Here is a 15,853-nt window from a genome sequence, read left to right as displayed (position 1 = left end):
TCCTATTATAAGGGAAAATCCATAACCAGTGGGACTTTTAACAGATTTCCCAGATATTAATAAAGACCCTTTTCGCAGCATATGCAAAAAGAGTCTACTCCATTTTAACCTAGTAATCTTTGATATATCGACCGTGCTTGAGCAATGTCCTTCGTACCATGAATGAGTGCTCGACCATCCTTAAATATGACCATACGATTTCCATCCATTTCAACCGAAAGCAAATATGGATTTCCTTTCACTTCATAACGAAGAGCACTAAGATGCGTAGACAATTCATCCAAATCCACGTCTCCGTGCTTAGGAGGGCGTATTTGCACAGTATCACGACCACACAACACTTCTGACCTCATCAGGTTCTCTTGTTCCAAATACGGGTACGTAGGAGCTTCTCCGCACGATAAACAGCCTTTGTCTTTCGCCTTCGACATCTTTATGCTGCTATACTGATTTCTCCATAAGTCAAAGCTTACGAATGAGCTCCGAATCGCTTCGTAATCCTCCACCAAAACCTTCAAAGCCTCTGCCGTTTGATGGGCCACCACCATTTGTACCGTCGGCGCGATAATCCCAACTGTATCACAGGTCATTCCTTGAACAGGGAGCGTTTTTAACAAACAGTTCAAGCAAGGAGTTTGCCCTGGGAGAATCGTAAAACTCATTCCGAAGCTACCTACACAGGCTCCGTAAATCCATGGAATCTTAAATTTTTGCGAAATATCATTAATCGCCATGCGCGTTTCAAAATTGTCGGTGGCATCAAGGATTAGATCAACATCACCCACAAGCTCCGCCAACATTTCAGGCGTTGCATCTCCTACCACAGCACGAATCTCCACATTCGAATTAATCGCCTTCAGCCGTCGTTTTGCCGCTACTGCTTTTGGCAACTTCTGCTCCACATCCTCTTCGGTATAAAGTTGTTGCCTTTGAAGGTTGCTCGCTTCCACATAATCACGATCAACAATCGTCAATTTCCCTATTCCTGCACGCGTCAATACTTCACCATTGCTCGAGCCAAGTGCCCCAGCCCCTATCATTAACACATGCTTCGTGCAGATTTTCGCTTGACCTTGTTCTCCAATCGGCGCAAATAGCATTTGTCTTGAATAGCGCTCATCCATCCTGCAAACCCCTTCCTACAAAAAACTGCCCATCTGAAAATGGACAGCACTCAAACTTCAACCACCACTAACCGGTGGGATAAAAGCAATTTCATCACCCTGCTCGATGACCTCTTCATCACCAGCAAACTCTTCATTCACAGCTGTCATCGCCGTATCCAGCTTCTGAAGCTCGTATTCCTTAGCAAGAAATTCTTTGACTTCTGCAACGGTTTTGCCTGAAACATCGATACGAATAGATTCTTCCCCAACCGCATCCTTCAAATGGGCAAAAAATAAAATTTTATTCATGCAAATCTGCCCCCTCTGGTTTTCCAGTTGGATATGAAACCTTTTCAAGCTGGTCACCAATCCACTCTTCTCCATCTTCCCAATGCTCTTTCTTCCAAATTGGGACGATTTCCTTGATGCGCTCAATTGCATAACGGTTTGCCTCATAAGCATCGGCACGGTGAGGCGTCGAAACTGCAATCACAACCGCGACATCAGTAATATCTAGCTTGCCTACACGATGCGTAATCGCAACCTTCGAATTTGGCCACTTTTCTTCGATTTCCTGACCGATTTGTGCCAGCTTCTTTACCGCCATTGATTCGTAAGCTTCATATATTAAAAAGAGCGTCTTTTTCCCTTTTGTTAATTCACGAACAGTTCCAATAAACGTCGTAATGGCTCCAGCATCTCGCTGAACGACTTTATCGATTATTGCTTGAATATCAATTGGTTCCTTGGAAATTTCATAGTAATTCATTTACTCGCCACCTTTTTAAAGGCTATTTTCTATACATTTTTTCGTAAATGTCCAAAAGCCGACATTTACCCTTACTTCGAGGTTTACAAGTATACATTATTTGAGCGGCACTTTTCGCTACAACTTTATTGTTTTGACAGGAAAATATAGGTGTCAGTTCACCCAATTATTATCCAAATGGAACACTGTTTGCGAAAAGCGCTCTTTTAAAAAAAGATCGGTTCTCCCGCTACAACAGCATAGCCACCAATGGCTTCCACCCTTGTACGGAAGGCATCTGACTGGATAATCTGAATCAGTTGCTGCCCAGCCTCACTGTCATAGAAGGATTTTGTCATCAACAAGTCATATTCCTCATCGGAAACAGGTAGAAAATCAAGTCCCATCGCTCTCGCTGCGGGAAAAATACCTAACCCAACCGCTTTCGGACTTCCTTTTACCTCTGCTGCGACACTTAAATGGGAAAACATCTCGCGATCGTAGCCAATGACTTGCTCAAATTCAATTCCATTCTCTTTTAATAATAAATCAAATAAGATTCTTGTTCCTGCACCTTTTTGCCGATTTACGTACATGGCACCTTTTTCCACGATATCAACGACGCCTTGAATGTCCATTGGGTTCCCTTTTGGCAACAGCCAGCCTTGCTTTCTTTTTAAAAATGGAAAAAGAACTACTTCCTGATCGGCTAAAAATCGCTCTACATAGGATCGATTATACTCCTTTGTTTCAGGATCCAATAGATGAATGCCTGCAATATGCGCTTCGCCTTTTCGAATCGCCATTATGCCTGCCATGCTGCCGACATGAGAAGAAATTATTTTAGCATTTGTAGACTCCGCTCTTAGATGAGACGATAAAATATCGATCGTTAAATCGTGGCTGCCGTTAAAAACAATCGCTGTATTAATCTCTTCAACTGGCCTTAGCAATTCGATTTGAACTTCTTCGCCCTGCTCATAGCCCAGCTGGTCAGGAGGAACGATTAACATTCCGTCTGCCTTCACCAAAGACATCGTTACACCAGCTGCCCTTGTTAATGGATTGGCAACATATTCACCATCCACACGACCGATTGTCATGCGGACATAGTCCTCTGCCCCCATCGTCGATACAATGCGACGTCCAAGCTTTACCGTTAATGTCTGTCTTTTCGGTTCAGATATACCTAAATATGCACAAACGAGCGGTCTCACAAACCATTCTAACGCTAAATACGCTGAAACTGGGTAACCTGGAATTCCAACAACGATGGTGTCGTTTATTTTTCCTAAAACGACCGGTTTTCCTGGCCTTGTGGCGACACCATGGGTGAACACCTCGCCAAGTTCACCAATTAAATGAACCGTGTAATCCTTTGAGCCAGCAGAAGAACCAGCATTTATCACGACTATATCAGAAGTCGCTACCGCTTCCAACAATGCCAACTTAATTTCCTCAGGGTTGTCCCTCACAATCGAATGTAGCAGTGGTTTTCCGCCCCATTTCGTGATGAAATTGGAAATAACGGTTCCGTTAAATTCAATCAGCTTTCCTGAAGCTGCTGGCTCATTTGGTAAAACTAATTCATTTCCTGTAGGAATGACCGTTACCAATGGTTTTTTCCACACCGGAACTTTTGTTGTTTGAGAAGCAAGCAGCACACCAATATCAACAGGTCTGATTTTATGTTCTTGTGGAAAAAGCATTTCCTCCTGAACAATGTCCTCTCCAATGGGGCGAATATGTGCCCACGGTGAAGTCGGTTCAATGATCTCGACGACATCATCCGAGATCTCATCGACATTTTCAATCATGATCACAGCATTAAAAGGGGAAGGAATCGCATTTCCCGTGTCTACATATATAAAATCTTCATTTCGTTTTAGCTGAATAGGATTTTGTTCGTGAGCTAAATACGTATCCTCTGCTCTCACGGCAATCCCGTCCATAGCGGATGCATGATAATGGGGCATGGAATTGACAGCAAATATCGGTTCTGCTGTGATTCTTCCTAGTGTCTCATGACTATCCATCCATTCGACTTCCCTTTTCGGGTTAAAATGGGAAAGAATCTCCTCTACGGCCACTTTTCGAGGCTTATCCTGTAGGTATATTTTACGTTTATATTTTTTCATCGCTCACACCTCACCTACAATAATGTAACAGGCACTTGTTCTCCCTTATGAACGCCTTCACTTTCATAAGAAATTTCGATCATGCCTTCACTTTTTACAAGAGTGGAGATCAGACCCGATTTCCCTAAAATAGGCTCTGCATACCATTCATGATTTTCTTCAAAAAGTCGTACCCGAATATAGTCTGTTCGTCCAGGAGCTGAAGGAATATTTTTCGTTACCTTGGCAAATGTCAGCTTGGCGTGGTTTGCAGTCATACCTTGCAATCGATCAACGACCGCTTTGCCGAATAAATGAAAAATAATCATTGCTGACGCTGGATGACCTGGCAAGCCAATAACCGGTTTATTCTTCGCCTGAGCTAAAATCGTTGGCTTTCCTGGTTTAATCGAGACTCCGTGAACATAAACGCCTGGTTCTCCAAGAGATTCGATCACTTCAACGGAATAATCCTTTGTCCCAACGGAGCTGCCTCCCGAAAGGATTAAGCAATCTGTCTTTTCCAGCATCTCCTTGGTTCTGCGCTCAAGCTCTTCACGGCTGTCCTTAACGATGCCACCATAGATGAACTCGAAGCCCCATTGCTTCACCAAACTGCCGATTGTAGCCGCATTAATATCGCGGACCTCACCAATCTGTAAGTCCTTCGATTCCATTGGAACAATCTCATCGCCAGAGGATAGATAGCCAATGATAGGCTTCTTCCATACGAGTACCTCGAGAATCCCTTGGGATGCTAGAGCACCAATTTCCTGCGAACGAAGCTTCGTTCCCTTCGTTAGCAAAACTGTTCCTTCCTGCATGTCCTCCCCGATCGAGATGACATTTTCTCCAGGTGCAGTCTGACGATAGACATTCAAGAGTCCGCTAATATCTTCGCAGTGCTCAATCATAATCATCGCATCACTGCCAGCCGGTAACATGCCACCTGTCGGCACATACATAGCTTCTCCACTTCCAACTGCTTTCGGTGGCTCCTTGCCCATTTTGACTTCCCCAGTAACGGTCAGGAATCCTGGCATCGTTTCAGAGGAACCGAATGTGTCCTTTGCATTCACAGCATACCCATCAACGGACGAACGACGAAAATTCGGTACGTTTTCTCGTACGATAATATCTTCAGCTAAAACGAAATGAAGTGCATCAAATAAAGGCAAGGTCATGGTCTCCTTGATCGGCGTGACCATTTCTTGAATCAATTGAAATGTTTCCTCTACTGATTTAACCTGAAAAAATTTCATATCAATCGCGACCTTTACTTTTTATTGCTTTTGCCTGCTCGTATTCATTGGGATGATTCATATTAAAAATATCAGCTTCATCGATGTTGTAATCTAAATTCTTTAGTTCTGCCTCATTCAACCTCTTAACATGAAGATTTTGGAATATCCCTCTGATCCTTAATTTGTTCTGTTCGAGCGCATTCTCAACTTCTTTTTTCACGTCTTTTTGATAGGCGGCAAAAAGAGGATGAAGCTGACCTGAAATTTCTGGGACAACGGCATCATAGGCCGATAATTGTTCAAGTAAAATGTTCCCTAGCTCTACAGAGATAAACGGCATATCACAAGCAACGATTAAGTTTCGTTCTGTTTCAGATGCGCTTAGTCCTGCATGGATTCCAGCAAGTGGTCCCATTTCTTTCCACTCATCCTTCACCATTTTACGACCTAAAAATTGATAGTCTTCAAATGAGTTAGTAACAATAATTATGTTGTTAACTATCGAATCGAGTTCATCACAGATCGTTTCAATCACCGTTTTCCCGTTGATTTCCAGAAGGGCTTTGTTTACGCCCATCCGACTCGATTTTCCACCTGCTAAAATAATACCGGTTGCTTCCATGTCTTCACCACCAGATGACGTGTTAATGTACTTCTTTGACCTCAACTAATCCAAATCCATTTTCTTGAGCAATAATGTCTAAATGAATCGTTTTCAGATCAAGCATTGAAATGGCTTCTACTTGAATAAATTTGCGAACATCAATGACCTTCGTGTAGCCTTGGCAATCATGGCAAACATGAATTTCGGAACTATCATCCTTTTCAACACGCAAGATTTCGATTTTTCCAGCTTCCTCAGAACCACAATGAGCACAAGAGATTTTCTTCACTTCCCATGCATAATGACAGCGAGGACATGTGATTTCTTTCTTGCCTTTTTTGTTGATGATCGCAACTCTAGGTGCTTCGCCACATGCAGGACAACAGCCTTGTGCTTCCGCTTTGTGCAACTCCTCTGTCATTTCTGCAGCAGCCTTTTGTAAAAACGGTCTTAACGGATGTTCCGCAACAAAGAAAGGAATCCATTCTGCCACACGATGTTTTTCAGCGAAGCTTTCAAAATACACATCATTCACTGCAATTGCTTCTTTTATCCACTGTACCAAAACTTCATCCGTTATTTCCATTTCTAAACGCTCTAAAGCCTCATCTAAGTCTGACTGGTACTCCTTAAGTAAGGAAAACAGTTCCAAAATAAAGCTTCGGTATTGCTCAATATCAATTTGAAGCTGTAATTGTGAAAATGCTGGAAAAGCTTTCAGTGTGGATCTTTGTTCTAGAATCGTTACCGTTTCCTGTTCAAGGAGATTTGTCCATTGCTCACTGAGTGTTTGAATCTTTTCTTCTAAAAGCTGGTATTCTTTATTCGTCACGTTCATTTTTATCACCTCGTAGATTATGAGTAACCCGACTTTAGAGGAAAGGCTACCCAAAATAAGCTTGGGTAGCACTTTCTATAATAGTTTTCAATTTATAAAGAATTAGGCGTGTTTTTTAGGATTCTTCTTTTCTTCTTCTTTTAACTCATCGTACCAGCGACCATGATGGTCTTCTGCATATTCTTCCGTCACATCTCCTTTGAAAATTCCGTGTAGAGATGGAGCTGCAAGCTTGATAGACATATAGATATGAGCTATCGCTACGGCTGCAGAGAGTCCCAGTCCAATGTTATGAATCGGATATGCCCACATAATCAAACCATGTGGGAAGAATTGTGGAAGCCACATTACAATACCCGAACAAATCAACATGATGGCAGTGACAATCATGAGCCACGAGTTAATTTTTTCACCTGCATTAAAGAAATCCTGCTTAGGTGTCTTTGCTTTAAGACCGAAAAACTCTTTTGCAAACTCTGGAAAAAATTTAATATCATGTATCTTCCAAGAAAAAATGTTCTTGGTCCATGTTCTTAATCCTTGGCGGTCAAACAGAACTAAGATTGGTAGTGGGAGCATGAAGAAAACTGCTGCCACGCGATGCACTAAGCGTGCACCTGCTGGTCCTCCAAAAATCACATAGAGCCAATCAAAAAACTCTGTATACATTGGTAAAGCAGAGATATATAGGACAAAGAATGCACCAGCATTTACCCAGTGGGAAATGATAAAACCGAGATTAAAACGTTTGACCATTTTTTGATTCCCCTGATTTTTCTCCCTATGATTACTCATGATCCTGGCCCCCTTCATGGTTCCCTTTATCCTTATTGATTGCATGAGCGATAACCGAACCTACTACTGCCATCGTCGTAACACCGAACATGGCTTTTCCAAGTGGTTGAGCATAATCCTTCCACACCACTTGAGATAGAGGAACCTTAGGATTTTCAGGAAGCCCATAAACGGATGGCTTTTCTGCAAGAAGGTAAACAGTTGCTGTACCCTTGATTCCCTGTGGGTTATAGATATTCGCATTCGGGAAGCGTTCTTTGATTTTTGCTAAACGTACTTCCGCTTCTGCTAAAACTTTATTCTTTTCGTCATATACTAAGCACTCTGTATGACAAGCTGTAACGCAAGCTGGCTGTAAGCCTTCCTCAAGACGGTCTGTACAAAGGGTACATTTTTGCGCCTTGCGGTATTCCTTACCGTGCTTATCTTTGTAAGTTGCTAGTTCTACTACATCAAACGTACAGTTTTGTGCACAGTAGCCGCAGCCCACACATTTGTCAGCATCGATAACAACAGAGCCAAACTTTGTATGACTGATTGCATCTTCTGGACAAGCCTTTTCACAAGCAGCCTCTACACAGTGCAAACAAGATTGATGTCTAAATAACCACTCGAAATTTCCACTTGTCGTTTCATGCTCATTATAGGTAATGACATTCCAAGTATGTGCATTCACCTTCGCATGAGACTGGATGGAACCAGAGTATTCTTCCGTTGCCGTCGGAAGGTCATTCCAGTTTTTACATGCGACCATACAGGCACGACAGCCATCACATTTCGTTACGTCTACAAATTTAATATAATCTGCCATCTTTACGCCCTCCTTACGTCGCATAGGAATGCTTTATATTCTGGTATTGTTGAATTAGCATCACCGATATGTGGTGTTAAGCGGTTCGCTGTAGCACCTGTCGCAATTCCTTTATATCCGAAATGCCACGGCATACCGATGTGATGAACCGTTTTATCTTTTAACTTATATGGCTTAAAGCGCTTCGTAATCATGGCATAGGCTTCGATTTCTCCACGTGCGGTTGAAACGACCACTTTATCCTTTTCCTTAATGCCTTTTTCTTTTGCCAATTCTTCACTGATTTCAATGAACATGTTATTCACAAGCTCTGCTAGCCATGGAACGTTTCTCGTCATGACCCCAGACTGCCAATGCTCTGACAGACGATATGTCGTTGCCACGATTGGATACTTATCCGATTCACCCTTCGCGTTCATTTCTTTCTCACCGAATTGAACAGCAGGGTTAAATTGAACACTTGAGAAGGAATTGCTCATTGGGTTTTCGTAAGGCTCATAATGTTCTGGGAATGGTCCTTCGTTTAACCCTGATGAGAATAAATATCCTTTACCGCCAACTTGCATGATAAATGGATCTGCAAACGTTGGGTCCTGTGGTCCTTTATCCTTCACAAAGTCAGGAACGTCATTTCCTACCCATTGACCTTTTAAGCCATCCCACTCAATTCCTACGCGTTCTTTACTCCATGCCTTACCATTTAAGTCAGCACTTGCACGATTGTAAAGAACACGGCGGTTAGCTGGCCAAGCAAAAGACCAATTCAAGAAATTACTCATGCCGGTATCTTTATTGTCACGGCGTTTTGATAGATTATCATTCTCTGGATAGAATCCAGTATAGATCCAGCAGCCAGCTGTTGTTGAACCATCATCTTTGAGGTCACCAAAAGATTTAACCTGCTTTTTTGTCTTCCAATCATATCCGTTAATATCACGGCTAACCAAATCAATATCTGGGTGATCGTGTTCGCCGTAGTTCCAATAGAGAGCCTGCATTTGCTTTGCAGCAGGAGATGATTCATTTTTATAAAGCTCTTGCAAACGCCGCGCTAGCATATGGGTAATTTCTAAGTCTGCACGGGATTCGCCTTTTGGCTTAATTGCCTGCCAACGATATTGCATCCAGCGTCCAGAGTTTGTCACAGTACCTTCCTTCTCAAATGAACCACATGCTGGTAAGAAGATAACTTCTGTTTGAATCGATGCCGGATCGGCACCAGCTTCTCTTTGCCAGAAGGTTGAAGTTTCTGTTTCAAATAGATCGATAGCTACCATCCACTTCAGATTGCCCATCGCTGCTTGCTCTTTAAAGCTGTTCGGTCCTCCAACAACTGGATTTGAACCGTACAAGATCATACCTTCAATTTCCTTACGATACATGGCATCAAAGATTCGCATGAAGGAATAGTTTTTGCCGGCTTGAATTTTTGGCATGTAATGATAGCCAAATTCATTATCCTTTGTCGCATTATCACCATAGAAAGATTTCAACATGCTTGTGAAAAACTTCGGATGATTGATCTTATAACCAGCTTTTGGTGTAATTCTCGTTAAGAAACCTTCGTAAGTTAAATCGCCTTCGGCTGTCGTTGGAACATCCATGTATCCTGGAACGTTGTGATATAGAAGACCAAAGTCAGTTGAACCTTGAACGTTGGACTCTCCACGTAGGGCGTTAACCCCACCACCAGCGATTCCGATATTTCCAAGAATGAGCTGTAGGATTGCATAGGCACGGATATTTTGCGTACCGACTGTATGCTGTGTTCCACCCATTGCATATAAAATCGTACCCGCTTTGCCTGTTTGACCAGTTGCACCAAATGTTTTACAGATTTCGATATACATTTTTTTATCGGTTCCTGTCACACCACAAACCGTATCTGCATCATAACGAGAATAGTGCTTCTTCATTAGTTGGAAGACGCAATTTGGATGCTGTAAAGTAGGATCCTTAAGGGTATTTCCTTCTGCATCTGCTTTGAATGCCCATTTTTTCTTATCATAAGTTCTTGTTTTTTCATCGTAGCCACTGAACATTCCATCTTCAAAGGAATAGGAATCTTCCACAATCCATGAAGCATTTGTGTAGTTCGCAACATACTCATTGTGATACTGATTATTTTCTAATGCGTAATTGATCATTCCACCAATAAAGGCAATATCTGTCCCAGAGCGAAGCTGAGCGTACATATTAGCCATTTGTGATGTTCTTGTATAACGAGGGTCAACCGAAATTAATTTTCCACCCTTTTCAATTGCTTTTGAAATCCATCTAAAGCTGATTGGATGATTTTCAGCTGGGTTTGCCCCAATAACCATTAAGGCATCAGCATACTGAAGATCGTTCCAGTGATTTGTCATTGCTCCACGACCGAATGAAGGTGCCAGACCGGCAACCGTTGAACTGTGTCATATTCGGGCCTGGTGCTCGATATAAGATAACCCTAGTCCAGCACGGAATAACTTGTGATTTAAGTGACATTCTTCATTATCTAGTGCAGCTCCACCTAAGTAAGCGATAGCGTCTGTACGATTGACTGTCACTCCACCTTCCTGATGAATGAAGGATTTGTCGCGTGTTTCTTTAATATTTTTCACAACTTTTTCAAATGCGAAATCCCAATCTACTTCTTCCCACTTACTGCTTCCTGGGGCACGGTACATTGGTTTTGTTATACGTTTCTCTGATGTATATACCTGACGTACTGTTGTTCCTTTACTACATAATGTTCCTTCATTGATTGGATGATCCGGATCACCCTCTGTATAAACAACATCATTCTCGTTTGCATATACGAGGATTCCACATCCTACTGAACAATAAGGACAGATCGTTGGTGTCGGTTTAAGCGTAGCAATCTTGAATTCGCCTGACTTTGCTTTTGCAGACTTATCATCGAAGCCAAGTTCGACAATCGCTAAAGTAGCTGCCACTGCACCAGACAATTTCAGAAACTGTCTTCTTGTAACATTCATTTCCATAGCTCTTCCCCCTCCGTTGTTTTTATTTTTTTGATGAATAGAAATAATTTATAGAAAATCCTCCCTAAGCCCCCTGCTTAAGAAAGATTTGCCCCCAGAACTCTTTCTTCGAGGTCGTTATGAACTCTGCCAAACGACGTGTATTGAATAGCCATTTTCCCTCTTAAATAACCAACCACTTCAATATTTAAATATTTGGCAAGTTGGATGGCTTGTTTTGTGGCCGCAGTTCGCGAACCAATAACAGCGAAGCCAAACTTCGCGGCTTTTGAAAGCATTTCATAAGATACTCTTCCTGTTGTCAGTAGGAGAAGTGTCGTAGAATCTAACTCATTTCGAACACAATGACCAATTACCTTATCCACTGCGTTATGGCGCCCGATATCTTCTCGAACCGTGATTTCTCCGTCTTCTGTCACAATGCAAGCTCCATGCATTCCGCCTGTTTCCAGGTATAGAACTGAGTTTTTGGCAAACTCCCTACGCATTTTTAATAGATAACTAAGCTGATAGGTTTTCCCTGCTTCAACCTTGTTAAACGTTTTCACGTCTGTCATCGAGAAGAAGGTAACGCCTCTACCACAGCCAGCAGTGTAATGCTTCTTTTTTGAAAACATTAATTCCGTGTCGAATGCACTCGATAATGTCACATCGATGATTCCGGACTCGTTATTTATGCGAACGGCTTCAATATCAGTAGCTTTTTCAATCATGCCTTCTGAGTAGAGGTATCCGTAGACCCAATCCTCTAAGTCATGCTTCGTTAATTGAAAAACCGCTACCTCAAAATCGTTTACGATAAGCGTGATCGGATATTCTTCTGGGCAGCCTTTTTTGTTCATAAGTTGTTCACCCACTTGTTTTATTTTAAAAAAATAGATGATCTAAATTCTGCGATAAATGTCACATTTGCAAACCTCTAGGAGGTTTTACTTCAAAATCATAAAGTTTATCTCGCTATGTATCTGTAACTTTTGTCACACAAACATAGTGGAAACATCCCTACATCCAAATCTTAATCCACGATCGGTCCTTTTTTACTATTGAGATGTGACAAAGCTGCGTCTTCACAAAATGTTCGAAATTGACGGAAGAGTGAAGGGCTCCAATTTAAGAACTGCTATTTTACTATCAAGCTTTTTTACGCTAAAATGGAAAGAAAATTCATCAATAAGGGGACAACGATTATGTCATTGAAAAAAGCATTAACGATTGCAGGTTCTGATACAAGCGGAGGCGCTGGAATTCAAGCTGATCTTAAAACTTTTCAAGAGCTTGATGTATTTGGGATGTCAGCAATCAATGTCATTGCTACTATGGATCCGAAAAACAACTGGCGTCACAGCGTTTTTCCACTTTCCATTGAATCTTTTGAAGCACAATTAGAAACAGTTTTTTCTGTGAATATAGATGCATTGAAAACAGGGATGCTTGCGACTGTAGAAGTAATCGATAGAATTGCAAAATATATTGATGAGTATCAAGTTAAAAATGTCGTTATTGATCCGGTTATGGTATGTAAAGGGGAAGACGAAGTACTGAACCCTGAAAACGCAAATGCCTTACGCGATGTTTTAGTCCCAAGAGCATTAATTGTGACACCTAACTTATTTGAAGCTTCTCAGCTTGCTGGAACAGCTCCTATCAAAACGATCGACGATATGAAGGAAGCAGCTGCGAAAATTCATGCCCTTGGAGCAAAATACGTTCTTATTAAAGGTGGCTCCAAGCTTGATTATGAAAAAGCTGTTGATTTATTATTTGATGGTCAAGAGTACAAGCTTTATGAGAGCGAAAAAATTGATACTCCTTATATTCATGGGGCAGGTTGCTCTTATTCTGCAGCGATCACTGCAGAGCTTGCGAAAAGGAAGACTGTTCTAGAAGCTATTGAAGTAGCGAAAGATTTTATCACTGCAGCCATCCGCCATGGCTTCAAGCTGAATGAATATGTAGGTCCAACAATGCACGGAGCTTATCGTAGATTTGGTGCGAAAGTGAAGTAATATTGTGAGACAGAGCCCATATAGGCTCTGTTTTTTTCATTTATGGAGCCAACTATTTCATTTTTCATCTTAACTTTAGTAGAATGAAACTACTAAAGAACGTTTTAAAAGGAGGCATTCTACATTGGAACCCGCAAAGATTGAGTCCGTACAAAAAGAGCTAGATCGACTAGCGAAACAAGACGTATTTATTCATCTTGAGACAACAAATGGAGCATACGCAACGCACAATGATGAATCGTTTTTTTCATCGGGTGCCTATATTCGTAATGCCAAAATTCAATATGAACATGGGAAAATTACTGGCCCGAATCCTTTTCGCGTAGGGCTAAAAATGGATATCGGCTGGGTATACGCAGAAGGAATTACCCATTATGAAGTTGATGAGAAGGGGAGACTGCTTTTAGCAGGACATGATTTTCAAGGAAAACTCGCAGTAGCCTTAGAAATTGGCACAACCCCGTTTGAGTAAGAAAGGAAGGAGAAGAATACAGATGGAAAAAGAACGTCAATTATTAGTAGTTTTCCCCCATCCTGATGATGAAGCATTTGGTGTATCTGGGACGATTGCCAGCCATGTCAAAAATGGGACTCCTGTTACATATGCATGTCTGACATTAGGGGAAATGGGACGAAACATGGGAAATCCTCCTTTCTGTAACCGCGAAAGTCTTCCTAAAATTCGTAAACAGGAGCTCCAGGATGCTGCAAATGCAATCGGGATTCAGGACTTAAGAATGTTAGGATACCGTGATAAAACGGTTGAGTTTGAGGATCCGGAAAAATTAATTCAGCATATGGGAGCGATTATTGAGGAAGTAAAGCCATCCCTTATTATCAGTTTTTATCCAGGCTATTCAGTCCATCCGGACCATGATGCAACAGGAGCTGCAGTGGTTGAAGCTGTGAAGCGAATGCCGAAGCAGGAAAGACCGAAGTTAAACCTAGTCGCTTTTGCGAAAAATTGTATAGATGAACTAGGGGAGCCGGATATTGTCCATAATATCAGCGCAGTTATGCCGCAAAAAATTGCAGCGCTGAAAGCACACAAATCCCAAACTCAGCTAATGGTTGCTAATGTAGAAGAAAAGCTGAAGCAAAAGGATCCAGACATGCTCGCTTGGCTAGAGAATGAACGTTTTTGGAGTTATGAGATAGAGAATTAAGAAAGAGATAGGGTAGGGGATTTGTGAAGACAAGTTTGTAGGATTTCGGGGGGTAGTGTCTTCATGACGCGTTCATGCGGACATTGTTTACGCGATTACAAGAATTAGTGTCTTCATAAGCGCACCAGCAAAGCAAAACAAGAGGCAGTTACCCAAACAATCAAATTTGGGTAACTGTCTCTCTCTTTTCAAGCTCTTCCTTCAAATATTGCAGCAAATAGCCGTCTTCTTGCTCGAGAATTTTCACGAGCGCACGTCTTGAGAAGAAGCTAAACAATCCTTTGATCACCACATTCGCTTCAAATCGTACCTGCGTTCCTTCTTCAATTTCATCCAAAAAGTATTTATAGATAATCGTAATGTTACCTGCAACACTTTTCGTAGTATAATTTCGATTAGGCTCAAATTCCGTAATTTCAATTTCTGCTTTCGCTTCTCTGCCACGGATGCTTCTTGTTTCGAGTAGCTTCGTTCCTTTGCCAATCGATCCTTCTGACAATTTCTCTAATCTCACCACATTCGGCATAATCTCTGGGATATTTTCTAAGGTTAATAGATAGTCAAATACCTCTTTTACAGGCTTATGAATGATAATGCTTGATTGAAAGTCTGCCATGCACGTACCTCATCTCAACTAGAATATAAGGAAATCGTCTCAAAGATCCGCTCCTCAAGTCAAGACATAAACGAGGTATTTTCACTAGATTTTCTTCTGATAGACCGAGCAAAATTTGCACCAGTCGGTAATAATGATCTGCTTTCCTTTAATATCGATTAGGCCATCCTTGCGAAGCTTGGAAAATACACGGCTTACGCTTTCTCTTGTGGTGCCGATTAAGGTAGAAAATTCATGTACAGTTAACGGAATCTCAATATACATTTGATTGCAGTGATTGGCCCCAAACTTTTCTGCTAATCTCTCAATCGTTCTCACCGTTTTCGTATAGACATCTAGGAGGGCAATATCCCTCATAATCGTCGTCATATCACGAAGGGATGTACTCATATAACGGATCATTTGAACAGCCAATTCGGGATTTAATGAAATCTCTTGTTCCAAATCATCCGTTTTTAGAAAATACACTTCGCCTTCCTTTACCATCGTTCCTGTTGCAGGGTAGGTGGATTCTCCGTAATTGAACAAACAGGCCTCAGCAAAAATATCTCCCTTATTTTTCATACAAACGATTAGTTCATTTCCTTGATCATCTTGTTTTGTCAGCTTCACTATTCCTGAATGAACAAAGAATACGCCCCGAGCGATTTCAAACTCAGACATTATTTTTTCTCCCTTATTAAAAGGGACCTTTCTAATTCGCTTGTCAATAAGCTGCAAAGACTGTACAGGCAATTCTTTAAAGACTTCTATTTTGCTTAAAAACTCATGAATATTACCCTTACATTCCATTGCTCCACCTCCTTATTAATTCC

The 15,853-nt window shown here is 41.5% G+C and carries 16 protein-coding genes and 1 pseudogene; 3 read left to right on the top strand and 14 right to left on the bottom strand.

Annotated elements, in window-relative coordinates; translation table 11 throughout:
- Positions 1–104 precede the first annotated feature (104 nt).
- The 12 genes and pseudogenes from FA727_RS12435 to fdhD all read right to left on the bottom strand — a co-directional run bounded on the left by FA727_RS12435 (position 105) and on the right by fdhD (position 12,092).
- Positions 105–1,124, bottom strand: coding sequence for a MoeB/ThiF family adenylyltransferase (locus FA727_RS12435; protein WP_136831274.1), 1,020 nt, complete (start codon positions 1,122–1,124; stop codon positions 105–107).
- A 57-nt stretch (positions 1,125–1,181) separates the two neighbouring features.
- Entirely contained in the window at positions 1,182–1,415 is a 234-nt protein-coding gene (moaD, locus tag FA727_RS12430) for a molybdopterin converting factor subunit 1 (RefSeq protein WP_136831273.1), read from the bottom strand.
- Positions 1,408–1,875 carry a molybdenum cofactor biosynthesis protein MoaE gene (locus tag FA727_RS12425; protein ID WP_136831272.1) on the bottom strand — a complete coding sequence of 156 codons (468 nt, stop codon included), beginning with the start codon at positions 1,873–1,875 and terminating at the stop codon, positions 1,408–1,410. Before FA727_RS12425 ends, moaD begins: the two co-directional genes overlap by 8 nt.
- A gap of 206 nt (positions 1,876–2,081) precedes the next feature.
- A complete protein-coding gene (locus FA727_RS12420; RefSeq protein WP_136831271.1) occupies positions 2,082–3,992 on the bottom strand; it encodes a molybdopterin biosynthesis protein in 1,911 nt (636 codons plus the stop codon).
- A 14-nt stretch (positions 3,993–4,006) separates the two neighbouring features.
- Positions 4,007–5,233 carry a molybdopterin molybdotransferase MoeA gene (locus FA727_RS12415; RefSeq protein ID WP_136831270.1) on the bottom strand — a complete coding sequence of 409 codons (1,227 nt, stop codon included), beginning with the start codon at positions 5,231–5,233 and terminating at the stop codon, positions 4,007–4,009.
- Between the two features lies 1 nt (position 5,234).
- Entirely contained in the window at positions 5,235–5,837 is a 603-nt protein-coding gene (gene mobA / locus FA727_RS12410) for a molybdenum cofactor guanylyltransferase (protein ID WP_136831269.1), read from the bottom strand.
- A gap of 22 nt (positions 5,838–5,859) precedes the next feature.
- Positions 5,860–6,657, bottom strand: a complete 798-nt coding sequence (locus FA727_RS12405; protein ID WP_136831268.1) for a formate dehydrogenase accessory protein FdhE — start codon at positions 6,655–6,657, stop codon at positions 5,860–5,862.
- Between the two features lie 102 nt (positions 6,658–6,759).
- Positions 6,760–7,452: a formate dehydrogenase subunit gamma gene (locus FA727_RS12400; RefSeq protein ID WP_136831267.1), complete on the bottom strand. Its 693-nt coding sequence runs from the start codon at positions 7,450–7,452 to the stop codon at positions 6,760–6,762.
- Entirely contained in the window at positions 7,445–8,263 is an 819-nt protein-coding gene (locus tag FA727_RS12395) for a 4Fe-4S dicluster domain-containing protein (protein WP_136831266.1), read from the bottom strand. Before FA727_RS12395 ends, FA727_RS12400 begins: the two co-directional genes overlap by 8 nt.
- Positions 8,264–8,265: 2 nt before the next feature.
- Positions 8,266–10,665 (bottom strand): annotated as a pseudogene (fdnG, locus tag FA727_RS12390) (formate dehydrogenase-N subunit alpha); the annotation flags it as partial.
- Positions 10,666–10,677: 12 nt separating this feature from the next.
- Positions 10,678–11,250, bottom strand: coding sequence for a twin-arginine translocation signal domain-containing protein (locus tag FA727_RS25480; RefSeq protein WP_206663838.1), 573 nt, complete (start codon positions 11,248–11,250; stop codon positions 10,678–10,680).
- 77 nt (positions 11,251–11,327) lie between these two features.
- Entirely contained in the window at positions 11,328–12,092 is a 765-nt protein-coding gene (fdhD, locus tag FA727_RS12385; RefSeq protein WP_136831265.1) for a formate dehydrogenase accessory sulfurtransferase FdhD, read from the bottom strand.
- A 345-nt stretch (positions 12,093–12,437) separates the two neighbouring features.
- Between fdhD and pdxK the strand changes: the two genes are divergently transcribed.
- The 3 genes from pdxK to bshB2 all read left to right on the top strand — a co-directional run bounded on the left by pdxK (position 12,438) and on the right by bshB2 (position 14,422).
- Positions 12,438–13,256, top strand: coding sequence for a pyridoxine/pyridoxal/pyridoxamine kinase (gene pdxK, locus FA727_RS12380; protein ID WP_136831264.1), 819 nt, complete (start codon positions 12,438–12,440; stop codon positions 13,254–13,256).
- Positions 13,257–13,380: 124 nt separating this feature from the next.
- Entirely contained in the window at positions 13,381–13,728 is a 348-nt protein-coding gene (locus FA727_RS12375) for a YojF family protein (protein WP_136831263.1), read from the top strand.
- A gap of 22 nt (positions 13,729–13,750) precedes the next feature.
- Positions 13,751–14,422 (top strand): bacillithiol biosynthesis deacetylase BshB2, encoded by a 672-nt coding sequence (gene bshB2, locus FA727_RS12370; RefSeq protein ID WP_136831262.1) that lies wholly within the window; start codon positions 13,751–13,753, stop codon positions 14,420–14,422.
- Positions 14,423–14,582: 160 nt separating this feature from the next.
- On the opposite strand, the gene FA727_RS12365 is transcribed toward bshB2, so the two are convergent.
- Both FA727_RS12365 and FA727_RS12360 read right to left on the bottom strand, forming a co-directional pair.
- Positions 14,583–15,038 carry an SRPBCC family protein gene (locus FA727_RS12365; RefSeq protein WP_136831261.1) on the bottom strand — a complete coding sequence of 152 codons (456 nt, stop codon included), beginning with the start codon at positions 15,036–15,038 and terminating at the stop codon, positions 14,583–14,585.
- An 84-nt stretch (positions 15,039–15,122) separates the two neighbouring features.
- On the bottom strand, positions 15,123–15,830 hold the full coding sequence (locus FA727_RS12360; RefSeq protein ID WP_136831260.1) for a Crp/Fnr family transcriptional regulator: 708 nt from the start codon (positions 15,828–15,830) through the stop codon (positions 15,123–15,125).
- Positions 15,831–15,853 lie beyond the last annotated feature (23 nt).

Origin of the sequence: Robertmurraya kyonggiensis (assembly GCF_005116465.1) — a bacterium.
Taxonomy (GTDB): domain Bacteria; phylum Bacillota; class Bacilli; order Bacillales; family Cytobacillaceae; genus Robertmurraya; species Robertmurraya kyonggiensis.
This window is presented reverse-complemented; position numbering and strand designations above follow the sequence as displayed.